The following is a 26635-nucleotide window of genomic DNA, read 5'->3' as shown; positions in this document are numbered from 1 at the left end:
ATGTATCCAGAATATTATAAGAACGTACTTGGATACGAATTTAGAATCAGTGATCGACAATAAAATGATTCATCTAAACAAAAAGTCCTCAGGAGCGGTTTTCTCCTGAGGTTTTCTTAGTTTTTAGTTCTTCAGTTAGATATCCCATAAACGGTTCTCCTCTCTTATTAGTGTCGATATGATAGCTCGATTCATGGTACTAATCAAGTCGAGCAAGGCTTACGCTATTTCTTCTTGCTATTTAATTCTGCTAGCATCAGCAAAGCCTTACAAATTTTCTCAACATCGATCTCTTTTCTGAAAATTGGTTTTACGATAATTTTTGATTCTCTATCTATTTTCTTCTTGGTCATCCTGAACACCACCTTCATTATTTCCTTTAATTAACTGTCCAAATTCCTCAAATGTAATCACTCGAAATAGCAACATCGATTCACCTAGCTTTTTTGTTAAATGCTTGATGAGTGTTTCTCGACGTTTGACGCTGGGTACAATCCAAACAATAAACGGAAAGACTCCATCGTGTTGACGTTGTTCGACCCCACTCTGATAATAGGTCAAATATACCTCCTGACACTTTTTTACAATACGATTAACTGGCTCACTATCTAAGTCGATTTCGAGAAAGTAACTATCGATATAGTTTTCGACGAGGAGCTCAATATAAAGATCGGGTTTTAAAAATTTGAGAACACCTCGTTGATTATAGGTACGCCAAGCAGCAGGTTCGAATTGGGATAAGTAGATTTCTATTTTTGCTTGCTGCTGCAGTTCCATCAGTTGGGTATATACTTCTGAAATCGCCAGATAATGAGTTAAGTTGAAGTAGGATAAATCTGCCACTCGCTTTCTAGGCAGTGGTTTTTCAATATCTAACCAATTATGAACCAATTTATATCCTGCAGGCGTGAGACTGATAACTCGGCTGCTCGATCCTTTTTCAAACCCACCGATTCTTCTTTCCAGAAAGAAAATTACTCGATGAGAATTCAAGCGATTCAACAAACGATTGGTTCGTTTCTTTCCAGCTATTTCATTTGGTGAATCAGAAAAGAAAATTCGTCTAATTTGTTGGGTACTGAGAAAGCGACATTTTTTGAGCAGTAGTAGAAGCTCTTTATCTTTGTCATCCAAACGATCCTCAATTTCAAACAGTTGTTTTCTGCTAATTCTTTGATTAACTAATTGATTTGAATGTTTTTCGCTCATTAAAATTCCTCCTAAATTTTTTCATCAGGAAACTCTATCTGTCTATTTTTAATAGACAGATGAGTCTCATCCCTTAAAATGACAGCTTCATTTGTTTGTCGGTAGCTTCTATAATTTTATCTGCGATCGAAGACCCAGCCGAAGAGTCATCTGTAATTGTTAGCTTTCTGCTTGTTTTCTCCTGCCTATCTTAATTTCTGTTTTGTTTTTCTCCATAGGTAAGTCTGTCGAAACACCGGGAAATCCAAATGTCTCTTTCATCATTTCGTTAATTTCTGATACCGGCATGCCATATCTTTTTCGGCTCTCAGCTTTAACTGTTTCTAAATCGGTAATCTCGGGAGTGGGCGGATCGGTGACTCCACTTATCCATCCAGTGGGCTTGCCATTGACTAAGAGGTTACAATATACTGAGTACGGTGGAATCTTACGCAGATCCACTGCTTGCAGCTCGGGTGCTATGATAGATTGGAAGTCTTTAGCATCTGAGCTGTTTAGTTGAAACAAGATTTTATTTTGTGCATTCGTGTCTAAGCCTGCTCGTAAGTCTGGTGGCATCTGATTTCTATATTGATTTGCAATATGGACTGCCATGCGGAATTTGCGACTTTGAGCTAAAACTTCAGAAATTTCTAGTGGCAGATGTAAAAAATTCTGCGCTTCATCTAGGTAGGTACAACAAATCTGCCTTTGTTCTATCGGTACTTTCCCGCGATTTAAGCAAAGTATCCAAGTCATCGAGATAATCATCGCTCCAAGCAACGAAACGGCTTCTGCGCCCAGCACGCCCTTATTTAGGGGGATTAAAATAATTGGACTCCTACCAGTCTTGAAAAAGTCGGTCAAACTCCACTTTGGCTGTTTTTGTGCCAAGCAATTCTTTAATCCTTCCCGCAAGCTAAACTGTCGCAGTTTATTTAGAACAGGTCGCAATTGTTGCCGCTGTTCGTTCTCACTCAAATCTTCCCATTGCGCCCAAAAGTGAAGTAACTCTAAATTCGTGACCTTTTTTAGTTGCTGCCTCCGGTACCGTGCATCGGTAAAAAGCAGAGGTAAGTGTAAAAGCGTAACATCGTCATTTGCTGCTAGCGTCAATAACCCGCTGGTGATTAGGTCTTGCGAAAACACCCCAAAATTGTCCTTAAAAACTCCCTTAAAAATACTTAGTATCGCCTCGGCAATCAGCGTTGGATCAACTTCTTTAGCTAAAGCGAGTGGGTTAAACCCGACGACTGCTTCCGGATCGCAAGGGTCAAGATAGATGACATCTTGAATCCGGTCTTTAGGGATTCTTCGACAAATATCATTAGTGAGATCACTATTGGGCTCACAGATCAAAACTGGCCGTCGAGCCTCTATATCGCTCATTATCTGTAAAAGGAGCGCATTTGTCTTGCCTACGCCGGCCGGTCCGAGACACCAAGTATGGCGGCAGGCATCTAAGGGAGAAATATTGAGTCTTCTGCGACTATTGAGATTTTGATTCAAGGTTGTGCCAAACGAGCGCTGTTTTTGCTCTGGAGGATCGACCATCCAAGTAGGCGGTAGTAACAAACGGGGATGAATTGGCGGCACTCCGGGATAATCAATCTCTTCACCTGTGGGTAAGAAAAACAATCCAGCGCATTCTTTGACGTTAACTTGAAGAGGCATTTGCCAAGGGGCGGCAGCCAGATTAAATTTTTCGGGTTTATCATTGAGTAATTTTAGATGCAGGTTTGGTTGTTCCATTTTCCGAAAAGCACTTAATAGCGCTTCGAATTGTTTGATCGCTCTTACTGGACTTTTAGCGGAGCTGCCAAATCTGACAACACAGCCCACCCGGTGTGTTCTCATTTTTTCTTGGATCATCGCTCTAGTTTCAGTAGATGCTTTGGGAATATCTCCGATAATTGTTTTAAAAAGTGGCGTATGAGGGTCTGAAATTTCTTTAGGGACTTGGATTGGTGCGTAGCTTCCGCCTAAAATCAACTGGATGACTAGTTGTTCTTTATCCTGCTGAGAAAGAATCGCGAGTATAGCTTGAGTAATGGCTTCAATTGAATCTGTTCTTAAAGGAAATTTTGATCGATGAGTGGAAAGCTTTCTCGACCATAATATGGCTTGGCGCTCAGGTGCGTTAAAGGCAAAGCTATCTGAAAAGTCTTGTGAGCCGTATGAATTAAAGGCAGCTTCAATTTTAGAAAAATCCTGTTTGTCTGTACCGAGGTAATAGTGGACTGAATGATCAAAACCACGGAGTTCAAAAATAATGTTGTTTCTAGGTTGCAAGGTGAATAGATGGTGGATGACTTGTTCGACTTGGTCTTGTGAAAAAGGACGACTCCAGGAAAATTCTTTAAACAATAGATTTTCTGGAATGTGTTTCATTCAATTACCTCCATTCTTTGGCTTTGAATATCCGGTACATAATGGTTGCGATCATCAGGATAAAAGCCATGATTGCCAGTACCCACCAGTACTGTAGAATTAACCGAGCGGAAATATTTAGCAGCAAACACATAAAGAAGAAGAGGAACAGATAGCCGATCAGTTTTTTCATGGTTCATTGATCACTCCTTCTGTTTTCAATTTTGTAAAATCCCGATAATTTATAGTATAAACAGGTACGGGATAATCAGGGATCTGGACATCACTGGCGATTTCATTGCCCCAAACCTTCCAACCATGACGAGGTCGACGAGCAAACAATTCTAAATATTCACCTTCGGAACAGCGCTCAATAATATCGTAGACTTCTTCCGGCTTATGGCTATGATCTTGAAGCGGTAAAAATCCCCAATTCATCTGTCCATTAAACTGGATAGGCGCTTTCCCTCGGGTACCCAGTAATAGGTGTTCGGTGCAGTTTCGCAAGTACATCCCTAAACCAAGTCGAGGTTTTACCCAAGTAAATACACTGCGTGGAGTAAATCCCCATGAACGAAGCACCTCATAGCCAGCTTCCAAAGTACCATTAGTAACCCAAAGCCAACAATGAGCATCTTCCTCCACTAAATCTGCAATCGGCATTGCTTTGATTCGATCTAAAGTCATTAAGTTGTAATGGTTTACGGCACCTCTCTTTCCTTTTTGTTGGATATCCCAAGGCGGGTCTGCCAAAATAGTTTTAAACTTTCTAGGTTGTGTTTGACTCATAATCAACAAATCCTTTCTTTTTTTGTTTGGTCTTGCAGTGACATTTAATAACATTTTCGAGAACGTTTCTAGTCCAAAATTTAACGAGATTTAGAGCGACGGGACAAGGAATAACAGAGATAAAGTGGTTGTTAAGGGGCATCAGTATCCAACTAAAAATCAAGACAATTTCTTTCTTACGGCGGAATATCTGGCTCGTTTTCGACAAATGGGTGAGTCAGGGATTCATAGAATTGTTGAGATTGCCTGCTAGCTGGATTTGCTTTGATCTCGTCTTCTAGCTCAATCTTGAAGCGAAGTAACTCAGGGTCTTGGTGGGTCTGGTGAGCGTTTACTTTGAGGATTGCTTTTGCTGGTGAGAGATTCCACGTAGTAGCCATTTTAATTCCTCCTTCTTATCGTGATTCTGCGAAGGTGAAGGAGCGGTTAAGCTCCTTCACTCATTAGTTACAATGGTTCAACGTCTTTTCTTGGTGGCGGACTGTCGGTAAATCCGGCACGTTGCTTCTGGTAATCTTCCTTTGCTACCTCCATAGATTCTTTGAGCATGTCATTAAATGCTTTGTAGGCTTGACGGTCTAAGTCGTCTAGTTCTTTTTGCAACGCTTCTCGTTCCTTCTTTACTTTCTGTTTTAGCGTCCGTGTATTAAACGAAGTGATTAACGTCACGATACCCAAATAGAGTAAGTAAGAAGTAGAAAAAATTAGGATAAACTCTAGGATAAATATTAGTATTTTCATAGCAATCACCATCTAGCCAGACGATTTGAGGCACCCATTACATAACTATCCACCAAATGTTGATACCTTCCAGATGCTTGAGGAGTGACATTACATAAATGCTGTTCTAACGCTGAAAGTGTGCCAGCGTGTTCTAACGCGGTATGAGCTAGATAGGCTCTCCCATCTTCATGAAGCTTCGACAGCATCACTTGCTTTATTTTCTCTCCGCCTTGCTTTTGAATCGCCCATTTGGTTGTGGTTGGGAGATTATCAGTATTGCCACGATCAAAGATACTTAATTGATTGTCCACTATAAATCCTCCTTAATATGAATAGTTTTCTTTTGTTTCTATATGAACATTCAGGGATAACCGACGCGTCTAAATTAGCTATCCCCAAATGAGGTTAATCTAATAGTGGTTTTGTGATTAATCAGCTCCAATCTTCTGAACGGTTACGGCTCAGAGTTCTTTTTTCTAGCTCTGTAGAAATCAATCAGGAAAAACAGCACTCGGATAAAATAGGGAGCAACGACTAAAAGCTTCCTCATCTCTTCCATTTCAAAAACCTCCTTTCTACCAGAGACATTGCGCGTATGTCTTGATATAATAAAATGTGTGATTTTTAAGGAAAGGTTACTAGTAGTTTTGTTCCTTAATCGTATTAAACTATCTTTTATAGGTGTAATACTAGTTGTTGAAAAGGTGAATTTTTAGTGAATTTTGCTAAGAAAGGAATTTTTTGGAGGTGAGAGTGTGTGTATTCTAGTTTCGGGTATGCTTTATTTGTGGAGTTAATTGATATATCATCTTCTGTAGATAAAGATTTTAATAAATCTGCTTTTACAAGAGAAATCATAGTTATTATTGATGGTGAAGACAGTAAATACTTAGCTGACGAAGACGTCAGAAATTTGAAAAATATGAGATGCGAAACAAAGAAAAAGTTTGGCTCAATCCTAAAGGAAGATGACTCAGAATTAAAAGAATTCCTCTTGCAAACTTTGCAAAACGACATTGATATAAATAGATTTAAGTGTCTTGTTTCCATAGCCATTGAAATAACAAATTTCAATCAAACTCAAAAAAAGAAACTCCTTTCGTATTCAGAGGAGCCTATAGAGTTGTTTACCGCTAAAGTTCTTGAAGAAGTGTTACGGACTGGTGAGAATTCCCCCAAAAAAAGGTTGAAACGATACAAAGAAACTGTGAATGATATTTTAGCTCAGGAGGTTCAGAAACAAGAACATCCACAAAACTTTGGGCATAAAGAAAATGATAATGAGCAGGAATCATCGGAACCTGTTAATGAAGACGAAAAAAACGAACAACACGAGGAAATAAATCAAGAACAATCAAAGGCATCCAAAATTGAGAGCTTCTTCGAAAAACGGTTTAACAGGGGAATAAACTGGGATAAAGTTCATTTTTTAATACCAATAGTTTCTTTAATTATTGCGCTTATTTTTTTAAGGATCACTTACAATCTATCTTCTAAAATGTCGTCTGTGGAAACTCTTTCCAAGTTGAAAACTTCTGGAACTAAACAGGTTGAGGAAGTTAAAGCTGACTGGGGACCAAGTAGAAAAACATTTTCGTCATTAGCTTTACCCGAGAATGTAGTTTTTAATTCTATCGAAAATGCTAATTTAGAGGGATACTTTTCAGGAGATGAAAGATATTTTTGTTCGATAAGAAAGGTAGATGCCAAGGAATGGAAAAACGAAGTTGTGTTAGAAGTCGGCTCCGAATATGAGGTCATAAGTTTTTTTCATAACAATTCTAAAAGCTCTGTAGCCAATGATGTTACCATGAAAAATACAATTCCCACGGCAATGAAAAAAGATGAATCTAAACGAATATACTCATTTATTGGTTCTAGTAATTCTGAGCCAAAAGAAATTTGGGACTCTGTAATTATAAAAGCTAATGAAAATGTAGCCATGAGACTCGAAAAAAATTCTGTACAAATCAAAACTGATGGAAAAGCGAACAATAGTATAGTAAATGATGAGTTCTTTTCAAACGGCGCTAAAATCGGTTTTGATGGTCTAAATGGGACAATTCCATCTAGTAAATATGGTCAGGTAAGGTATAAATTCAAGGTCTTCCAACCTAATTTTGAAGTATCGATGAAAGTATCAAAGCATGACGAAAATGATTGGCAACCTACTTTAAATGCTAACTATGGCGATATCGTTGATTTTTTGGTCGAGTTTAAAAACTCTGGTCAAACCGACATGAGAAATGTAATTATGAGGATAGACTTACCAAAAGAATTAAACTATGCTTTAGATAGCTCTTCGATGGCAAATGGTAGTTCTGAATTTAAACCGGTTGACATTAGTGACGGTATGACAACTGGCTATAATATTGGACATTATACCCCTGATTCAAATGCATTTATTAAATTTTCAGCGAAATTACTAAATAGAGACAAAGAAAAAGGCGATCTCATTGAAGTCAAAGCATATGCTAGCACTCCCAATGGTCAGAAAAATGCAGTACTAAAAATAGCAGTAGATAAATAACGTGATATTTTAACTTTCTGTTTTAAGAAAGGTTTTTTCACCACGTTTAATAACAATAATATTGACAAAACTGTCTTTTTATGTTAAAATACTAAAGTATTGTTTCATGTAATTTGAACTTTAAATATTTGATTTGTTACCCTTGTGGACATGATTTTTCGGTCTGCAAGGGTATCCTTGTAGACCAAACTAAACTTTAGGAGGTTTATAGGATGATTAGCGAAAAAGAAATAAATGAAATACGCAATCAAGCACAGCATGAAGTCAGCGACGAAACCATAATTGAATTAATTAAGCTAGGTAAAAGCAATAAAGAAATCGACAAGTTATTGATGGGGTGCTATTTTGATCGAATCGATCGGTTACGGTATAAATTGAAATTTAGGCAAGAGGCTAAAGAAGCAAGAGCATATTTTATGGAACGTAGTGGCGCAACAAAAGAAGAAATATTTAAAGTAACAGGAATAAAACTATAGTGTGAATTAATACTGCACTTTACTGCTCTTATCTAAATGGATAAGAGCTTTTTCTTTGTCTCAAAACAGATAAGAAAAAGCCCTGTCATCGTCGTGACAAGGCTAGTTGTGTTGCTTGATTTTGTTGTTTGGTGCTTTTGACTCTATGCTTTACGTTTTCTCTTTAACAGACCAATAGTAGTAAATCCGACTAATGACAAACCAGCAAGTAGTGCAGATGTATTAATATCTTCACCAGTTTGTGGGTATTTTTTGTTTGAATTAGAAGCATTACTATTAGTTTGGTTATTTACAGTCTTACTAATAGTTTTCTGGTTGGTGGTTGTTCCAGAGCCGTTACCAGTCTTGTTACCATTGTTTTGGTTAGTTGCTCCGTTAGAACCGCTATTTGCATTGTTTCCGTTATTCTGGTTACCGTTAGCTCCATTATTCCCAGCATTAGACCCGTTGTTTGTTCCGCCTTGGTTGTTGCCGTTTTGATTGCCATTGTTACCGTTGTTTCCATTGCCGTTATTGTTGCCAGTATCTTTCTTTTTGAGTGCAGTAATGGCATCCGAAATTTGTTTGCTGGCTTCATCGACTTCTGACTGGGTACGGTTGTCATTCTGCAAGACCTCTTTACCTTTAGCAATGGCATTCTCGAGGTCTTTAGTAGTCTCAAAACCGCCTTCTTTGAGCTTATCTTCACCTTTCTTAATCGCTTCTTCCAGTTTAGAATCATCTGTTTTAATTGGCGGTTGTAGTGCATTGATTTCATTAGCTAAAGCTTTCAGTTCTTCTAAAATCGCTGGTAGTTTCGGTAAAGAATAATCGTACCATGCTAACCAGCCATCGCCTTGCTTGATTATTCCTTGGATATGACTGATATCATCAAACTTGTAGTAGATTGTTTGCAAGGGTGCTTCATACTTTGTGCCTTTGGCTTTTGGTTCTAGTTCTCCATGCAAAGTATATAGTTCCTCGAACAAATCAGCTATCTGCTTTTCAATAGCAGGGTCACGGTGTTTCTCAGAAGCTGTGCTCATGTAATAGAATACAAATTCTTGAGTACCATCTGACGTGATTTGAGTTTCAGGATATTCGCTAGGTGTTCCAGGCACAAGGTAATAGCCGTACCAGTTAATCGCTTCAACCTTGACGAAAGAATCTTTAACAGCAGTTTCTGGCCATCTTGTAGAATCAACAATATTACCGTTATCATCTACGACATTACGCACTACATAATAAGTGTAGATTTCAGCGGTTTGGCTGGCATCAACATCTGCTTTAAGCTGGCTTGATTCGTTTAGAAGACTTTGCAGTTCTGCTAACCATTTATCGTAAAAAGCTTGGTCTTTTGAGCTGGATGGAGTGTCATTTCCAGCGGATGAAGCAATATGCCAGCAAGTGATTAAATCATCATGTTTTACTCGATGAGGGTTGGTAATGATTTTACCCTCAACTTCATCAAGTATGACTTTGATTTGACTTAAATAGCTAGAAAAACTAGCTTCTTCTACGTCAAATGATTTTTGAGCTTCTATCTTATTTGCTTCATCTTCTGTTGCTTGAGCCTTAACATCTTCGGTTGCCTCTTTACCTGTTGTTGCTTGAGTTTCAGACGTTTGGGTTTCGGTTGTCGTTTCAGTAGGAGCTACAGTCGGTTCTTCCTTAAGGGCTGGTTGCTCGGTTACTGGTTCGGTTGACGTAGTAGGTTCTTGGCTAGGGGTTTCAGTGACAGGTTGTTCAGGAGTGACAGGTTCTTGACTTTGAGATTCTACGGTTGGCTGGGTTTCTGACGGTGGTTGCTCATTGACGGGTGTGGCTGGTTGTTCTGTGGTTGCAGTTGGTACTTCATCCGCCATAGCTTGGATAGTGCCTAGTGTTGCAGGACAAACTAGTCCAACTAAGGTAGTGACGGTGATAATTCGCTTATTACGTTTACTGACTGCCTTAAGTTTGTCTTCGTGTTTCTTCATACGGGTTTGTTTCAAGACTTTTTCACGCTCCTTTTTAATGTGTTACCTATGGGTAATGTTCTTATGCCGATTTATCTAAAAACTTCCACCTCCAAGAATATGGACTGAATTTAACGACCCTCAAATGCGGAGGTATAGCATACGTAAAAAAACGTCATCCTGAAAGTGAATAAACACTTATAGAATAACGTTTTAGTAGGTATATGAATTAGAGTAAAAAGCCTATGAGGCCATCGGTAACAAAGGGTCGTTTGTTACTGTAAATGTCTAATAAAAGAACGGATGTATTGATTAAAATTAATTTTAGCTGATACTTAGGGGTTTAGCAACAACTTTCCGGTATTTTCTAGATAGATTGTGTCTTTTGGCTACGTTATAGACTGTTTTATCTGAAACACCCACCCGTTGAGCGATATCACTAATTGATAAATCCAATAATTGGTACAGGCGGAGAATCTCTTTCTCTTTTTCCTTAGGTAATCCAGGATTGCCTAACTTAGAGCCACGCTCTCGAGCTTTCCTTAGACCGTCCTTGGTTCTGGTTCTGATATTATCTAGTTCCATTTCCGCCACAAACCCGATAGCTTGGCAGATAAAACGACCAAGCAAGCTATTGGCTACGATATTCTCTTGTAAACTGACAAAGGTAATACCATGGTCACATAGTTCGTTAATGATATTACTTAGAGTGCTCATTTTCCGAGTCAGTCGGTCTATCTTATATACCACTACCGATACGTCTTTACCTTTGGAAGATAACCGTTTAGCCGTTTTCAACATTTTACGTAACTCGATGCGATCATCCTTGCCACCTGAATCTTTCTCGCTGAAAATTAGGTGACAACCCGCTTGTTCCAATTTATCTAGTTGAGCCTCAAAGCCTAAATCCTGCTCGATGGTACTAACTCGAGCATAGCCTAATAGAATCTTGTCCAGTCCCTCCAATTCCTTCGTCTTCATTTTCCCCTTACAGTTTTGCATTTCTTAAAACCTCCATACGTTATTATTGTTGGTGCTTTATAATTTTAAAACGAAAAAGGAGTAACAAAAAGAGAGGATAAAACAGACTGAGGGAAAAGAGCATAAACAAGATAAGAAAAACAGCTAACGGTTTGTTAGCTGTTTTGGGCTATGAACATATTCAAGATTGTTAAACTTTATCTTACGCACACTTATTAGTTACGGTTTTTTTGAATGCTATTTCATTGCTGCAGAGACGTTGTAGAAAATATGATGTATTTCTAAGTCACCTTTTAAAGTTCTGTAATTTCCACTGTATACACAACACGAGGGTGCATTATTTAGAAAAATATTTAGGGGAGTGACGACTTCGGTTGGCAAATTAGTTTTTTGAGTTTTATCGATTTTTTCAGTGTTTTCAATAATATCAAAATTTTTCACTAAAAAGCCAAGCATAAAATTCTTTTTATAAGCAGAGGCATATTTAACTTGCCCTTTTACAAATCTTGCAACACCTTCATCAATGTATTTAGTATTTAAAGTTTTATTTCCATCAAGTCTTTTACACTCAATAGTGTAGTAGCGTTCATTTGAAGCCAGAGTGTCCTCACTAATTATCTTAATGTCTAGCCTTGCATCAGCAATATCTCCATTTTCTTGAGAGTAATTTTCTGAGTTCTCAGCTTCAAAATCAAGCTTCCAAGTGTCAAAATTTAGACGATCTTTATTCTTGTCGTCTCGTAGATATTTAAATACTAATCTATTCTTTATTTTATCTTCGTTATTTGGAAGAAGCTCATTCTTATTAATGCTATCCTCAACCATAACTTCACAACTTTTAATTACATATTCTCTAATAGCTTCAAAGAGATTATTTTTAAAGATATCATTGTATTTTCCGAATTTAAATCCACTCACAAAATCACCCCTCATCCCGCAAAATTATATCAATGACTTCGGACAGATCTTTCTCAGCCATTGCGGGATGCCAGTTTTTGAACAAATTCTTTTTAATAATATAAAATGAATCATCTTCAAAAATTATGACATCTTTAATGCTGTATATGGAATCTGTAAAACTATAGACAGAAAACTTTGATAGTAGCTCTTTATCAAATCTTTTTGATATATCTACAAAAATACCATCTTCAGAAGTGTCCTCAATTATCTTTAGCTCAAATACTGCAAATTGATTAGCTATGGAAGTAAATACATTACTTTTGATAAATAAGCCATTGTTACTATATAGCTTTGTAAAATAGTTATAGAATACTTGGGCATAATTGATCATTTGTGTTTCGGAAACAGTGATATTTCCAACTTGGTATTTCTCTTTTCTAATTAGTGGCCCCTGTATATTAACTGCATAGTCTATAAATGTATTGTTTTTTAAATTAAAAGCGTCCAAAACAAGGCTATCGATGTTTTGAGAGATGTCCTCTTTTAGATGTTGAGTAAACAAATCTTCTGATAGATTTTGAATTTCATCTACGTATTCAGCAAGTTTTGCCTCATGAGGCTCCGAATTCAAAAAAGGATAATTAAGTAATTCGGTGGGAAATGCTTGCTCGCGCTCAATGCCCAAAGAGGTATTTAACATGATATTCAAATATACATAAAGCGATGAATTGAGTAAGCCTGTAACTGATTTAAGGAAAACTTGATCTTCCATCTCTCCTTTTATGGCGCTTATAGTATCCTTGAATAAAAAACTATCTTCTGAATATACGGCCCGGACTCTAAAATTCTTCATATCGAGCCCCTTTTTATACAAAACGAACGGACCTTTGAATAACTTTTCAATTCTCACTCTGTGTATGAATTCCTTTGTAAAAGTAGAAGAGCATTCCAAATTTAACTCGAAATGGTCAAGTCCATTTTTAGAATTTAAGAGTTTTTTGCCAATATACATTCTGGAATCTTTTTGATCTTTATTTTGTTGGTCTTGAATACCTGTTCCGTAAATAATACTTGTCTCTTCGGGTCTATCCGCATTTCTAGCTTTAATCGTATCTTTTATACTTAAATAATTATCCTTTAGATTGCTACATATTTTCAAATCCCAGCTAGTACCGTAAAGTAATACTTTCCAAGCCCAGTCTTTTGATAAAAGAATATTTTGTTCAACATATTTAACATCATTTTTTTCAATCACTAGTGTATCGAATAATTCAAAGAATAGATTTGGCTTGAGAGATATATGAGTAAGTTTATTTTGTAAGTTTACTTTCAGTGACTCAGATCTTTGAATGGTTAAAATTACGGCAGGCGCTTTAGCATTTTTAAATATTTCTTTTCTCACAGAAGACATATCTAAAACTTCATGAATTATAAATTTTTCTAACAGAAAACGTCTGAGTTTTACGGCAGGTTTTTTCTGATTGTATAGAATTTTAGATGGTAGAACAAGGCTAACAACGGTCTTTGTACTTACAAATTTTTCGATTTGATAAATGAAGTCTGTACTAATCTCGTTAGTCTTTCCAGTAATACTGCCCCAAGGAGGATTTCCAAGGATAAAATCAAACTGCAAATTCGCTAATCGCTCAATAAGATTATCATCTAAAAAATCATTGATAAACAAGTTTCTCCCGATCAATTTAGGTAAATGAAATTGTTTTAAGGTTTTAGGATCTTTAAAATCTAATAAAGTTAAATATAGTGAGAAAACAGTTACATCGATAGCTTCGCTACTCAAGTCTATTCCAAATACATTATTCTCTAACTTGTTGATTAAAAATTTATCGATATCATCGCTGGACATGTCTTTCATGACATCTCGGTTAGCTTCTAAAATTTTCTTATAAGATTTCACTAAAAATATGCCTGAACCACAAGAGGGATCTAGTATTTTAATAGATTTCATTTTATCAGGATCTGCATCAACAGTATTAGAAAGAATATAGTCTACCAAATAACTTGGTGTGTAAAAGGATTTATTTTTTTGTTGCCCTTCGTTGCCTAATAGTATTTCATAGATATTGCTGATTAATTCGACAGAGATAATGTTGAAATCATACAGAGGAAATAAACTAATTTGTCCATTTTTTAAAACAAGTTCTCCTGAAAAGAATTCTTTTAAAACTGTAAATACTTCTTGAGATAAGTGGATTGGATCTTCGTCATTTTCTAGGTCAAATAAACTTCCAGAAAACTTTTCTTTTAAATGTTGAAAAAGTTGATAAAGTTCATGTTTCTTTCCTAGTAAATTTAAGAATTCTTTTCGAGATTTTTCTACATTATCTGTAAAATTCAAATAGTCTAAGTTTACACCCCTATCTATCAAAAATCTGATAAATATTAGGCGTAAAACTAATCGAGTAGCAAAGTTTATATTGAGCTCATTTTTAAGATAGTCTGTTAAGAATTCAATGTTGTCTAGAAGAGATTGGTTTAACTCGTTTTTTTGAAGCTCATACCTGTATTGATTGATAAATTTTTCATCGTGTATCTGCCAATAAGAAAAAACATCTAAATTATTAATGCTTTCTTCATATAAAAGATGTAGACCATCTTTATTCTCAGATAAATTCTTTCCTGTGTAGATGAAAACAGTATCGACTTTTATTACAAAAACTAAAGGGATTTGTGAATTCCATATACTTTTAAAGTCTATTTGATTTTCATCTGAATAGAATAATATAAAAGGTTTATTGTCATTAAAGTATATTGCATTAGGAGATAGTATTTGTAGAATTTTCTTGTCATTTTCATTAATTTCAATGTGAGAATCTATCTTGTTATTTCTATAGTAGGAAAAATTTTTAGAGGAAGTATAATCTAGCTTCTCAAGGACAAGATTCAAATGTTTCATATTGTTTAGCTTCATTAATCTTTCTCCTCTCTGCAAGTTAATTGCTACTTTAATATTATCTATTAAAAACCTCTTTTTTTCAATCACATAATCTTTCAAAGGAGTAGGGATGAGAAATAGAATCTTCAAGTTTACTGAGGTTCATTATTTTAAATGTGGCTGTTATGATTGTTTATTTTATAATGAAATCATGTTATATACTGATGGTTTATGACAACATTGATCCGAGATATACAGCGAACGAATAGTCTATTGTATTAGCGGGTTATAGTTGTCTGTCGAGTTCTGATTGTTAAGTGGAGTGAGAGCTTATCTCAGCCGTCTTCCTCGTCTTACCTCAACTCCATTCTTTTTGAGATGGTTGCTGACGGTTTCTCTATGACAAGAGTATTCATCTGCTAGATCTTTAATGAGGAAACCTTGTCTGTATTTCTTAACGATTTGCTCTATTTCGTTTTCCGAGAGTGTCTTTTGACGAGCCATCCTTGGTTTGACATTTCCGATGATCTTGTTATACTTTTTTAAGTTAGTTTTATATGAATTGCTTGCCTTGTATTTAAGGATTTTATCTATCTTATTCGTATCTAAGACCGATAGTGCGATCCAAAAGAAGGTGAGAACCTTCTTTTTTTTTATCTTAATTTAAAGAAAGGCGTTCTTCTTTATTTCATGCTCTAAATTCGATATAATTATGGTCAGGAATAGTCAATAGGGGGCGATATTATGAGCAGAAATACCTCTGATTTGATCGAGTCTTATTTGAAAGATATTTTGGAGAATAGTGAAATCATCGAAATTCGTAGAGCAGAGATGGCACAGTTATTTAATTGTGTTCCTTCTCAGATAAATTATGTAATTAACACACGTTTTACTTTCCAACGGGGTTATTTAGTTGAAAGTAAAAGGGGTGGCGGTGGTTATATCCGAATAAGTAAAGTTAAGATTTCTGATCAACATTATTTTTTGAAGCAATTGATGGAGTCTTTTGGAAGTGAAATTTCTGAAACAAATGCCTTTGGAATTATTCAAAAATTATTTGAAGAGGAAATTATTACAGAAAAAGAAGGTAATTTGATGTTGAGTGCAGTATCGAAGAATGTTCTTGGTATCAGTCAAATTGAAAATAGACTACGGTCAAGAATTCTTCACGGATTTTTAGAACGTTTAAGTTATGAAAAAAAGGAGTGAGGGATATGGATCAGCTGTATACAGAACGCGCAAAAGCTGTGTTGGCTATTGCACAACAAGAAGCTAAGTATTTTAAACATCGCTCGGTTGGCTCGGAGCATTTATTACTAGCTTTAGTGATTGAACAACAAGGAATCGCAGGCAAAACACTGCGTCAGATGAATTCAAATGAAAATGATATTCGTGAAGAAATCGAGCATATGACCGGGTATGGATCAGTCAAATCTTATCCTGAAGACGGTTATTTACCCTATTCTCCTAGAGCAAAACAGATTTTAATTTTTGCTGATGATGAAGCTAAACGCTTCAATGCAAAATTGGTTGGAACGGAACATGTATTGTTAGGACTATTGCGGGACGATGAAATCTTAGCGTCTCATATTTTAGTAAATCTAGGGCTTAGTTTGCCTAAGATGCGGCAGCTTCTATTGAAGAAGATGGGCGTAAATGAAGCATCAAATGGAAACCAAGGAGCTGGGAGCAGACGTAAAGCTCCAGCAAAACCAGCACAAAGCAATTCACAAGGAACACCAACTTTAGATGGCTTGGCTCGAGATTTAACAAAACTGGCACGAGAAAAACGACTGGATCCGGTAGTTGGTCGAGATAGTGAAGTTCGTCGTGTAGTTCAAATTTTGAGTCGTCGGACTAAAAATAATCCGGTACTAGTTGGAGAGCCCGGTGTTGGTAAAACAGCAATTGTTGAAGGTCTAGCTCAACGAATTATTTCTGGAGATGTACCAGAAGATATGCGCGGAAAACGTCTGATGATGCTTGATATGGGTGCCTTGGTGGCTGGAACGAAATATCGTGGAGAATTCGAAGATCGCTTGAAAAAAGTAATCGATGAAATTTATCATGATGGCCAAATTATTCTATTTATTGATGAACTGCATACTTTGATTGGTGCCGGTGGTGCTGAGGGGGCAATTGATGCTTCAAATATTTTAAAGCCTGCGTTGGCTCGCGGAGAGTTACAAACAATTGGTGCAACAACGTTAGATGAATATCAAAAGTATATTGAAAAAGATTCTGCTTTGGAGCGTCGTTTTGCTAGAGTACAAGTAGAAGAACCGACGCCGGAGGAAGCGGAAGAGATACTGAAAGGCTTACGCCCTCGTTATGAGGATCATCATGGAGTTGAAATTACTGATGAAGCCCTGCATGCGGCAGTGTCTTTATCCGTTCGATATATTAACTCGCGTCAATTACCAGATAAAGCAATTGACTTGATGGATGAATCTTCTGCAAAAGTTCGTTTAGATTCGACGGACGAGGTTTCTGAGCTTACTGAGTTAGAAGACGAAATTCAAGATTTAGTAATAGAAAAAGAAAAGGCGATTCAAAATCAAGACTTTGAATCGGCGGCTCGTTTACGTTTACGGGAAAAACAATTATCTGAAACATTGGAGCAAGCTAAAATTAAAGCTGCTAAGCAAGAAAACGGCTATATTGATCAGGTTACTGACGAAGATGTTGCAGCAGTCGTTTCTCAATGGACAGGTGTGCCGCTACAGCAGTTAGAGAAAAAGGAAAGTCAGCGACTGTTAGATTTGGAAAAAGTTCTGCATAAACGAGTCGTTGGTCAAGAGGAAGCTGTTAAAGCTATCTCGCGGGCGATTCGTCGAGCACGCAGTGGTTTGAAAGATCCAAATCGTCCAATTGGTTCCTTTATGTTTTTAGGACCAACTGGTGTTGGTAAAACAGAATTAGCGAAGGCACTGGCCGAAGCAATGTTTGGCAGTGAGGAAGCATTGATTCGGGTCGACATGTCTGAATATATGGAGAAATATAGTACAAGTCGTTTAATCGGATCGCCTCCTGGTTACGTAGGATATGAAGAAGGTGGACAATTAACAGAAAAAATTCGTCAGAAACCTTATTCGGTTATCTTGCTAGATGAAGTGGAAAAAGCCCATCCAGATGTTTTCAATATTCTATTACAAGTATTGGATGATGGTCATTTAACAGATTCGAAAGGTCGGAAAGTTGATTTTCGTAATACGATCTTAATTATGACTTCCAATATCGGAGCAACGGAAATCCGTGAAGAGAAAAATGTTGGTTTCAATGTGAAGGATATCAGTAAAGATCATGCGATGATGGAAAAACGAATCCTAGAAGAATTGAAAAAAGCTTTCCGTCCAGAATTTCTCAATCGGATTGATGAAACGGTAGTCTTCAAATCATTGGATCAAGAGCAAATCCATGAGATCGTCAAAATTATGAGTCGTGCTGTTTTAGATCGTATGAAGGAGCACGAAATCAAAGTGAAGATTACATCGGCAGCTTATGATGTTATTGGAAAAGTTGGATTTGATCCTGAGTATGGGGCACGACCAATTCGTCGGGCATTGCAAAAAGAAATTGAAGACCGTTTGGCTGAGGCACTCTTATCTGGTCAAATTCAGTTGGGAGATACAGTGACTATTGGAGCTAGCAAAGGTAAGATCACATTAACTGTTAAAAATCCAAAAGAAGAAAAAATACCAGAAAAAGTTTAATAATCTAGAGAATGATGTATTAGCGTCATTCTCTTTTTTATGTCATCAGTTGGAAACTTTTTGTAGCTATGATAGTATGAGAAAGTCTAAAAGGAGGACGTACCATGATCGAACTAATTGCGACAGCAGAATCAATGGCGCAAGCTGAAGAGTTATTAGCTGTCGGAGTGGATACATTATACATAGGGGAAGAAGCTTTTGGGTTACGACTGCCTTATTCTTTTTCTCGTGAGGAACAAAAGGCTTTGATTGATTTAGCACATGCAAATGGGAAAAAAGTGAATGTCGCTGTAAATGGTATCATGCATCCTGACAAGATGAAGAAGATACCAGAATACTTAGATTTTTTGGCAGATGTAAAGCCAGATCACGTAGTTGTTGGTGACACGGGCGTGATTTATTTATTACAGGAATACGATTTACCATATATTTATGATGCGGAAACACTGGTGACCAATGCACGACAAATTAATTTTTGGCAGAAAAAAGGAGCAGTGGGAGCGGTATTGGCTCGCGAAGTTCCTTTTGAAGAAATGCAGCGTTTGAGTCAGCACGTCGAAGTTCCAGTGGAAGTTTTGGTTTATGGTGCTACTTGTATTCATCAATCAAAACGCCCGTTACTAGATAATTATTTCAATTATACAAAGCAATCGGAAAGTACTTCTAAGGAACGTGGATTGTTTATTTCGGAACCCAAGAAGGCAGAAACACATTATTCGATTTACGAAGATCAACATGGCACACATATTTTTGCGGATAATGATCTAAATTTGATTAAGGAATTATCCGAGCTTAAACTAGCAGGTTATCAAACATGGAAATTAGATGGTTTGTTTACACTTGGAGCGAATTTTGTAGCGATTACTAAGGTTTTTGCAGAAGCTAAAGCAGCAATAGGAATGAATTCTTGGAATGATGCGATGGTTGTCAACGCTCAACAAGAAATTCAAAAATATCATCCTGTTGGTCGGGGAATGGATACAGGTTTTTATCATTTAGACCCAACAGCGATTAAATAGGAGTAATAGCAGTATGACAGAAAGAAAATTGAAACGGCCAGAAGTTTTAGCACCAGCCGGGACATTGGAAAAATTAAAAACTGCCATTCATTATGGTGCGGATGCAGTGTATATTGGTGGGGATGCATATGGTTTGCGTTCTCGGGCCGGAAATTTTTCATTTGAAGAGATGGAAGAAGGCGTGGCTTTTGCCAATCAGTATGGAGCTAAGGTTTATGTAGCTGCGAACATGGTGACCCATGAAGGTAATGAAGAAGGGGCCGGAGCGTTCTTCAAAAAGTTGCGTGACATTGGAATCTCAGCTGTGATTATTTCTGATCCTGCTTTGATCGAAATTTGTGCATCAGAAGCCCATGGGTTAGAGATTCATTTATCAACACAGGCGTCTGCAACTAATGCGGAGACATTGAAATTTTGGCAAAATGAGGGTCTGGAACGAGTTGTGTTGGCCCGAGAAGTCTCAATGGAAGAATTAGCTGAGATTCGCCGTAATACGGATATTCAAATTGAGGCATTTATTCATGGAGCAATGTGCATTTCTTATTCGGGTCGTTGTACACTGTCCAATCATATGTCAATGCGAGATGCTAATCGTGGTGGTTGCTCTCAATCTTGTCGCTGGAAGTATGAATTATTCGATATGCCTTTTGCTCAAGAACATCGTTCACTGACAGAAAATAGTGATGTTTCGGAAGAATTTTCTATGAGTGCTGTAGATATGTCTATGATCGAACATATTCCTGATTTGATTGAAAATGGCGTCGACAGCTTAAAGATCGAAGGTCGGATGAAATCAATTCATTATGTTTCAACTGTATCTAATGTTTACAAAGCAGCGGTTGACAGCTATATGGCTGATCCAGATAATTATGTCTGTAAACAAGAATGGATCGATGAACTATGGAAAGTAGCTCAACGAGAATTATCGACTGGATTTTATTATCATGTACCGACTGAAAATGAACAATTATTTGGTCCGCGCCGGAAGATTCCTGTGTACAAATTTATTGGTGAAGTTCTGAGTTATGATGAAGCTAGCGGAATCGCTACTGTCCGCCAACGAAATCATTTTAAAATAGGTGATGAAATTGAATTCTACGGACCACATTTCAAGCATTTTGAACAAACCGTTATAGAAATGAAAAATGAGGAGGGCGAATCAATCGACAGGGCGCCTAACCCTATGATGGTTTTAACGATGCCTGTTGCTCAACCAGTCAAACCTGGTGATATGATTCGTAAGAAAAAAGACTGATAAATAAACCACTCGCTAAATTTGGACGAAAGCAGATTTTTAGCGGGTGTTTTTTTTAGAAAATAGCATCGGGCAAAAATCAATTCTTTTTTTACAGAATGTATTAAAATGAACGTAAGCATGAATTAGGAGGTAGATGAATGAAGGAATATGATTACATAGTTGTCGGTGGCGGAAGTGGCGGGATCGCCTCGGCTAATCGTGCTGGTATGCATGGAGCAAAAGTCTTGTTAATCGAGGGTAATAAAATCGGCGGAACCTGTGTCAATGTTGGTTGTGTACCGAAAAAGGTAATGTGGCAGGCTAGTAGTATGTTAGAGATGATTGAGCGAGACGCATCTAGTTATGGTGTACAGGCTGATGTTGGAAAATTTGATTTTAATGAGTTGGTTGAACGTCGTGAAAAATATATCGACTTTTTACACGGAGCCTACTACCGTGGACTTGATAGTAACAATGTAGAACGAATTGAAGGCTATGCGACGTTCAAATCAGATCATGTTGTCAGTGTAAACGGTGAAGAATACACTGCGCCCAATATCTTGATTGCGACTGGTGGAAGACCAAGTCAGATGGAGATTCCTGGCGGTGAATATGCTATTGATTCTAACGGATTCTTTGAAATGACCGAACAGCCAAAAGAAGTTGTTGTTCTGGGGGCTGGTTATATTGCAGCAGAATTGAGTGGTGTGCTACAGGGCATGGGCACGCAAGTTTATTGGGCTTTTCGCCATAGTCGTCCGTTACGGACATTTGATAAAATGTTGGCCGATAATTTAGTGGACATTTATCGTGAGAATAAGATGAAGTTGTATGATCATCATGTGGCAAAAGAAATCAAAAAAAATGAGGATGAAACCTATACTGTCTATTTTGAGAATGGAAATACACTGACAGGAGACAAAGTGTTGTTTGCTGGCGGTCGTATACCAAATACTGATAAGTTAGGTTTAGAGAATACCTCTGTGACGTTAAACGAGAAAGGCTTTGTCATTGTCGATAAATACCAAAATACAACGAGTGAAGGTGTTTATGCAGTCGGGGATGTGATTGGTAAGATTGATTTAACACCAGTAGCTATTGCCGCGGGGCGCCGTTTATCAGAACGGGTCTTTAATGGTAAGTCAGAAGAATTTTTAGATTATGAAAATGTTCCAACCGTGATTTTTACACATCCAACGATTGCAACGATTGGCTTATCAGAAGAGAGTGCTATTGAACGTTATGGAAAAGATCAGATTAAAATCTACCATTCGCGTTTTACACCAATGTATTTTGCATTAAGCGACTATCGTCAAAAATGTGATATGAAATTAGTATGTCTTGGAAAAGAAGAAAAAATTATTGGTCTGCATGCGATTGGTGTGGGTGTTGATGAAATGCTACAGGGATTTGCTGTAGCGATTAAAATGGGAGCAACGAAGAAAGACTTTGATGACACAGTTGCGATCCACCCAACTGGCAGCGAAGAATTTGTAACAATGAGATAACTAAAAAGACTGTAGACAAGATCCGTTTTTGGATAATGTCTACAGTCTTTTATTGAATAGAACTTAAGCTGATTTCGCCAGAGGAGAGATGAACTTTTTCCTCCCCTAAATCGACTACTAGCTCACCAGTATCAGTGATCGCGATGGCAGTTCCCATGTAGGATTGGTCTTTCCGTTTAAAAGTGATTTTTTTACCTAGTACGAATGATTTCTTTCGATAAGCATCCAGGTAAGTCGTTTGATCCGCCAATAAATTAAAGAATCGATTCCAGATGTTAATGATCAATTGATTTCTTGTTATGGTTGCTTGACCGTTCGGAAACAAAGAAGTCGCTTTTTCCTGCAACTCATCAGGGTAGTTTTCTTGGGGAATGGAGAAGTTGATTCCCATACCAATAATAATGTATTTTAGTGAGTTGGTTTCAATATCGGTCATCGCTTCTGATAAAATGCCGACGATTTTTTTATGATTCAAATAAATATCGTTGACCCATTTAATTTGTGTATCCACACCTAATAATTCATCGATCGCTTCGGATACAGCGACGGCCATCAAGATTGTATATTGTGGTAATTCTGTTAATTGCTCCTTAGGCTCCAAGAGCAAACTCATATAGATACCTTGTTGTTTCGCAGCAAAAAAAGGTCGATTGAAACGCCCTCGAGGCGCTTCCTGCATATCTGCTACAATCAGTAAAGGTGATTTTTTGCCGTCCATTACAGCCTGCTGAGCGTCTTTCATAGTCGAAGTAGAGGTTCCTAAAACGGTTATATCGACGGCTTGAAGAATGCCTTCATGAATTTCTTTTGCATCTAAAATATCAGAAGGCTGGTAACGATAACCGTTCGCGGAATGTTGAATCTGATACCCCTTTTTTTCTAATTCTTTGATTGCTTTCCATATTGCGGTACGAGATACCCCTAATTCTTGAGCTAAGGCTTCGCCGGATAAAACATTTTCTGCTGCTTTTAAACGGGCTAAAATTTTTTCCTTCGTCGACAATTTTTTCGCTCCTTTATTTTCATTCTGGGCTCAGTGTAACAAAAAAACAGGCTACATAAAAGTAGCCTGCCAAGAAAGAAGAAGGGTGTATTAACTTAGTAACAAGGCATCGTCTTTTAGTTCGACACCGGAGTTTTGATGGAAGAGCTCCATCAATTTTGGTACAGTCAGATGTTGTTTTTCCTCTTGTTTCAAGTCCAAAGCAATCTGTCCCTGATGAAGCATAATTAAACGATTCCCATATTTGATGGCATCCTCCATATTGTGGGTTACCATAAAAGCTGTTAATTCTTGCTCACGAATCAAGCGTTCGGTTAGTCCCATTACAGTTAATGAAGTTTTGGGATCGAGTGCCGCTGTATGCTCATCTAATAAAATCAGATCAGGTCGTTGCAGCGTTGCCATTAATAGTGTGATAGCTTGGCGCTGTCCTCCAGATAGTAAACCAATCTCAGCATCTAATCGATTTTCCAAGTTCAGATTTAGCATAGCTAATTGTTCTTGGAAATAACTACGATCCTTACTTTTTACACCTAGTGAGAAGCCGCGTTTGTGACCGCGTTTCATGGCTAATGCTAAATTTTCTTCTACTGATAGACGAACTGCGGTACCCATTTTAGGATCTTGGAAGACACGACTAATTTTTTTTGAGCGACGTGTAACAGAATGTTTAGTGATATCTTCCTCATTTAAAAACATTTGTCCTTCTTCGATCGGTAATGTGCCGGCCACACTATTTAGCAAGGTAGACTTACCCGCACCATTTCCACCGATAATCGTGACAAATTCACCAGGGGCTAAACTCAAATTGATTCCACGCAGCACATGATTTTCATTAACTGTTCCACGTTCGAAATATTGATGCAAATTATTAATTCTTAATACTGGTTGCATTGTTGTCAGCCCCTTTCTTTTTTGATTTCAAGGTAAATTTTGATCGAATTTGCGGTAATGATAAACAGATTACCAAAACAATCGCTGAAGCCAGTTTAGAATCTGTTGGCTCGACGTTCATTTCGAATACTAATGCTAAAATGAAGCGATAAATAATTGCTCCAGCAACAATCGTGATCAGTCGGACAAGGATTGGCTTATTATGGAGCAGAACTTCTGCAATAATGATTGAAGCGAGTCCGATAACGATTGTACCAACTCCTGAGTTCAAATCAGCAAAGCCGTTATTTTGAGCCAGTAAAGCACCTGAAAGAGCGATGCTTCCGTTTGAAATCATGTAGCCTAATAGCTTCATGTTTTCGGTTTTGATCCCGTTGGCCTCACTCATATCGGGATTGTCCCCGGTTGCTCGAACGGCTAAACCAATCTCCGTTCGGAAAAATAGAACTAATAATAGAATGACTAGCAATACGATTAAGAGTCCGACTAGAATCACGGCATTATTTTTTGTTAATCCCAGATCTTGAGCTCCTGTAAAAATAGTGCTTTCGCCTAATAAGGCAATATTTGGAGCTCCCATTACACGGGAAGTAACAGAATATAGACCAGTCATAGTGATAATTCCGGCCAATAAAGCTGGAATTTTGAATTTTGTATTTAAGATACCTGTAACCAAACCAGCTAACATTCCACCACCAAATGCCAATAAAGTAGCTATTGCTGGATGCATACCGTTAACGATCCCAATCGCTGCGATTCCTCCGCCTAAAGGAAAGCTTCCTTCGGCAGTCAAATCGGCAATATCTAAAATTCGAAAAGTCATGTAAACTCCGATGGCTAATAATGACCAGAGCATACCTTGTGACGTCGCTGATAATAACAAAGTGATAACATTCATGATTCTTCCTTCTTTCTTTGTGAAGCTAGTCTTAACTATTTCCTTTATTTAGGGGTTCTTTGATGCTGTCTGGGTCGATTCCCAAAGCTTCTGCCATCTCTTTATTAACCACTAATTTAAGCGTGTCCGCAGATTCTACCGGAGTATCTTCAGGTTTTGCGTCACCGTCTAAGATTTTTGCAGCCATTTTCCCAGTTTGTTTGCCTAGTGATTTGTAGTCAATCCCTACGGTTGCTAGACCGCCGCCATCGATTTGTTCTGTTGATCCTGCAACTAATGGAATTTTCTTTTCTTTAACAACATCTCCAATGACCGCTGCGGCGCTTGCGAAGGTATTGTCTGTCGGTACGTAGATTCCATCTGTCTCACCAGCTAAAGATTCAGTTACTTGTTGAACATCATTTGTAGTGTTTGCTGTCTTGATTTTGACTTCAACGCCAGCCTTTTTCAAAGCTTTTTCAGCAAGATCTGCTTGAATTTTTGAATTGGCTTCACCGGCGTTATACATGATTCCGATCGATTTTGCATTTGGAACAATCGATAAAAGCAGGTCAATCTGTTTGTCGATTGGAACCATATCCGTTGTGCCTGTTACGTTTCCGCCAGGTTTTTTATCGCTTTTAACTAATTTTGCTTCTTCTAAATCGGTCACGGCAGTTACAGTGATCGGAATTTCAGTTGTAGCGTTTAGTAAAGATTGAGCTGCTGGAGTAGCTATTCCTAAGAGTAGATCAGGCTCTTCTTTGATCAATTTCTCACTCATACTTTTCAGGTTATCCTGATTGTTTTGTGCATTTTGGTACTCGATTTTTAAATTGTCGTCTTCTTTATAGCCGCCTTCTTCTAGGCCTTCTTTGAAGCCTTCATAGGCATTGTCTAATGATGGATGTTGGACTAATTGTAAGACGCCTACTGTTTTTGTAGTGTCATTACTATCTGCATCATTTCCTCCACCACAAGCACCCAACATCAGTAAACTTACCAATCCAATTCCTGCCAATACTGTTTTTTTCATTATGTTCTCTCCTTTTTTGTTTTTAAAGTCTTAATTCTCGATCCTCGTATCATCCACCTAAATTTCTTTTTATCTGGTGAAACTAGATCATCATCCTTTTTTCATTCATAAAAAAATCACCCGCTTAGAAGTATCGAAACTCTAAGTGGGTGATACGAATACAAAAATAGTATACTTCTTCAGCCACTTAGATTTCTCTATGCGGCCGTTGGTACATCGAAATGCTCTAGCCATCATAGATACAAAAAACACTCAAGTTGTTTGTATCCATCGTGATGAATACAAACCTATCTAAAATAGCTAAAGTAATAGCGGTTATTCGGTTGTGAGTTTTTCATATTCAGCATGGGAACAACCTCCAACTTGTTTAGGATGTAGATTAGTATACGTTAAGAAAAATGAGATGTCAATAATAAATAGTCGAATATTCTGAATATTCAAAAATGTAAATCGAATTGAATCAATTGATGTTTACTGAAAGTTTTAAGAAAAGCTTGCGAGGCTTTGATTAAAGCCTTGAGACTATTGACTTTTATGTTATCCTCATGTATCATATGAGTT

23 protein-coding genes are annotated in these 26635 nt (G+C 37.5%); 7 read left to right on the top strand and 16 right to left on the bottom strand.

The window, feature by feature from the left end:
- Positions 1 to 224 precede the first annotated feature (224 nt).
- The 8 genes from KQI58_RS23045 to KQI58_RS16340 form a co-directional block, all read right to left on the bottom strand.
- A complete protein-coding gene (locus tag KQI58_RS23045; RefSeq protein WP_301282207.1) occupies positions 225 to 353 on the bottom strand; it encodes a hypothetical protein in 129 nt (42 codons plus the stop codon).
- Positions 331 to 1209 carry a replication-relaxation family protein gene (locus KQI58_RS16370; RefSeq protein WP_216410101.1) on the bottom strand — a complete coding sequence of 293 codons (879 nt, stop codon included), beginning with the start codon at positions 1207 to 1209 and terminating at the stop codon, positions 331 to 333. The genes KQI58_RS23045 and KQI58_RS16370 overlap by 23 nt, the downstream gene beginning before the upstream one ends.
- Positions 1210 to 1368: 159 nt before the next feature.
- On the bottom strand, positions 1369 to 3579 hold the full coding sequence (locus tag KQI58_RS16365) for a type IV secretory system conjugative DNA transfer family protein (protein ID WP_216410100.1): 2211 nt from the start codon (positions 3577 to 3579) through the stop codon (positions 1369 to 1371).
- Positions 3576 to 3758, bottom strand: coding sequence for a hypothetical protein (locus KQI58_RS16360; RefSeq protein WP_216410099.1), 183 nt, complete (start codon positions 3756 to 3758; stop codon positions 3576 to 3578). The genes KQI58_RS16365 and KQI58_RS16360 overlap by 4 nt, the downstream gene beginning before the upstream one ends.
- Complete coding sequence (locus tag KQI58_RS16355) at positions 3748 to 4311, bottom strand: MT-A70 family methyltransferase (protein ID WP_253295988.1); 564 nt, start codon at positions 4309 to 4311, stop codon at positions 3748 to 3750. The genes KQI58_RS16360 and KQI58_RS16355 overlap by 11 nt, the downstream gene beginning before the upstream one ends.
- A gap of 212 nt (positions 4312 to 4523) precedes the next feature.
- Entirely contained in the window at positions 4524 to 4727 is a 204-nt protein-coding gene (locus tag KQI58_RS16350; RefSeq protein WP_216410097.1) for a hypothetical protein, read from the bottom strand.
- Between the two features lie 67 nt (positions 4728 to 4794).
- Complete coding sequence (locus KQI58_RS16345) at positions 4795 to 5088, bottom strand: hypothetical protein (RefSeq protein ID WP_216410096.1); 294 nt, start codon at positions 5086 to 5088, stop codon at positions 4795 to 4797.
- 5 nt (positions 5089 to 5093) lie between these two features.
- Entirely contained in the window at positions 5094 to 5381 is a 288-nt protein-coding gene (locus tag KQI58_RS16340; RefSeq protein ID WP_216410095.1) for a hypothetical protein, read from the bottom strand.
- 446 nt (positions 5382 to 5827) lie between these two features.
- On the opposite strand from KQI58_RS16340, the gene KQI58_RS16335 reads away from it, so the two are divergent.
- Both KQI58_RS16335 and KQI58_RS16330 read left to right on the top strand, forming a co-directional pair.
- A complete protein-coding gene (locus KQI58_RS16335; protein ID WP_216410094.1) occupies positions 5828 to 7600 on the top strand; it encodes a hypothetical protein in 1773 nt (590 codons plus the stop codon).
- A gap of 212 nt (positions 7601 to 7812) precedes the next feature.
- Positions 7813 to 8076: a hypothetical protein gene (locus KQI58_RS16330; protein ID WP_216410093.1), complete on the top strand. Its 264-nt coding sequence runs from the start codon at positions 7813 to 7815 to the stop codon at positions 8074 to 8076.
- Positions 8077 to 8219: 143 nt separating this feature from the next.
- Here KQI58_RS16330 and KQI58_RS16325 read toward each other — a convergent pair whose 3' ends face one another.
- The 4 genes from KQI58_RS16325 to KQI58_RS16310 form a co-directional block, all read right to left on the bottom strand.
- Entirely contained in the window at positions 8220 to 10049 is a 1830-nt protein-coding gene (locus tag KQI58_RS16325) for an LPXTG cell wall anchor domain-containing protein (RefSeq protein WP_216410092.1), read from the bottom strand.
- 288 nt (positions 10050 to 10337) lie between these two features.
- Positions 10338 to 11015 carry a recombinase family protein gene (locus tag KQI58_RS16320; RefSeq protein ID WP_253295987.1) on the bottom strand — a complete coding sequence of 226 codons (678 nt, stop codon included), beginning with the start codon at positions 11013 to 11015 and terminating at the stop codon, positions 10338 to 10340.
- Between the two features lie 216 nt (positions 11016 to 11231).
- A complete protein-coding gene (locus tag KQI58_RS16315; RefSeq protein ID WP_216410091.1) occupies positions 11232 to 11912 on the bottom strand; it encodes a hypothetical protein in 681 nt (226 codons plus the stop codon).
- A gap of 4 nt (positions 11913 to 11916) precedes the next feature.
- Positions 11917 to 14823 (bottom strand): HsdM family class I SAM-dependent methyltransferase, encoded by a 2907-nt coding sequence (locus KQI58_RS16310; RefSeq protein ID WP_216410090.1) that lies wholly within the window; start codon positions 14821 to 14823, stop codon positions 11917 to 11919.
- Between the two features lie 705 nt (positions 14824 to 15528).
- Between KQI58_RS16310 and KQI58_RS16305 the strand changes: the two genes are divergently transcribed.
- The 5 genes from KQI58_RS16305 (at position 15529) to gor (ending at position 22264) form a co-directional block, all read left to right on the top strand.
- Positions 15529 to 15996, top strand: a complete 468-nt coding sequence (locus KQI58_RS16305; protein WP_270268334.1) for a CtsR family transcriptional regulator — start codon at positions 15529 to 15531, stop codon at positions 15994 to 15996.
- A gap of 5 nt (positions 15997 to 16001) precedes the next feature.
- A complete protein-coding gene (locus KQI58_RS16300; protein WP_216410089.1) occupies positions 16002 to 18500 on the top strand; it encodes an ATP-dependent Clp protease ATP-binding subunit in 2499 nt (832 codons plus the stop codon).
- A 104-nt stretch (positions 18501 to 18604) separates the two neighbouring features.
- Complete coding sequence (locus tag KQI58_RS16295; RefSeq protein ID WP_216410088.1) at positions 18605 to 19519, top strand: peptidase U32 family protein; 915 nt, start codon at positions 18605 to 18607, stop codon at positions 19517 to 19519.
- 13 nt (positions 19520 to 19532) lie between these two features.
- Positions 19533 to 20774, top strand: coding sequence for a peptidase U32 family protein (locus KQI58_RS16290; protein WP_216410087.1), 1242 nt, complete (start codon positions 19533 to 19535; stop codon positions 20772 to 20774).
- Positions 20775 to 20914: 140 nt separating this feature from the next.
- A complete protein-coding gene (gene gor, locus KQI58_RS16285; protein ID WP_216410086.1) occupies positions 20915 to 22264 on the top strand; it encodes a glutathione-disulfide reductase in 1350 nt (449 codons plus the stop codon).
- Between the two features lie 49 nt (positions 22265 to 22313).
- Here gor and KQI58_RS16280 read toward each other — a convergent pair whose 3' ends face one another.
- The 4 genes from KQI58_RS16280 to KQI58_RS16265 form a co-directional block, all read right to left on the bottom strand.
- Entirely contained in the window at positions 22314 to 23267 is a 954-nt protein-coding gene (locus KQI58_RS16280; RefSeq protein WP_216410085.1) for a biotin--[acetyl-CoA-carboxylase] ligase, read from the bottom strand.
- 90 nt (positions 23268 to 23357) lie between these two features.
- On the bottom strand, positions 23358 to 24161 hold the full coding sequence (locus KQI58_RS16275; RefSeq protein ID WP_216410084.1) for an ABC transporter ATP-binding protein: 804 nt from the start codon (positions 24159 to 24161) through the stop codon (positions 23358 to 23360).
- A complete protein-coding gene (locus KQI58_RS16270; protein ID WP_216410083.1) occupies positions 24139 to 25059 on the bottom strand; it encodes an ABC transporter permease in 921 nt (306 codons plus the stop codon). The genes KQI58_RS16275 and KQI58_RS16270 overlap by 23 nt, the downstream gene beginning before the upstream one ends.
- Positions 25060 to 25090: 31 nt before the next feature.
- Positions 25091 to 26074 (bottom strand): ABC transporter substrate-binding protein, encoded by a 984-nt coding sequence (locus KQI58_RS16265; protein ID WP_216410082.1) that lies wholly within the window; start codon positions 26072 to 26074, stop codon positions 25091 to 25093.
- Positions 26075 to 26635: the final 561 nt, after the last annotated feature.

The organism is Enterococcus raffinosus, from assembly GCF_018917525.1.
In the GTDB taxonomy this organism is placed as follows: Bacteria; Bacillota; Bacilli; order Lactobacillales; family Enterococcaceae; genus Enterococcus_A; species Enterococcus_A raffinosus_A.
Note: the sequence above shows the minus strand (reverse complement) of the source record. Positions and strands in the feature narration are given on the sequence as shown.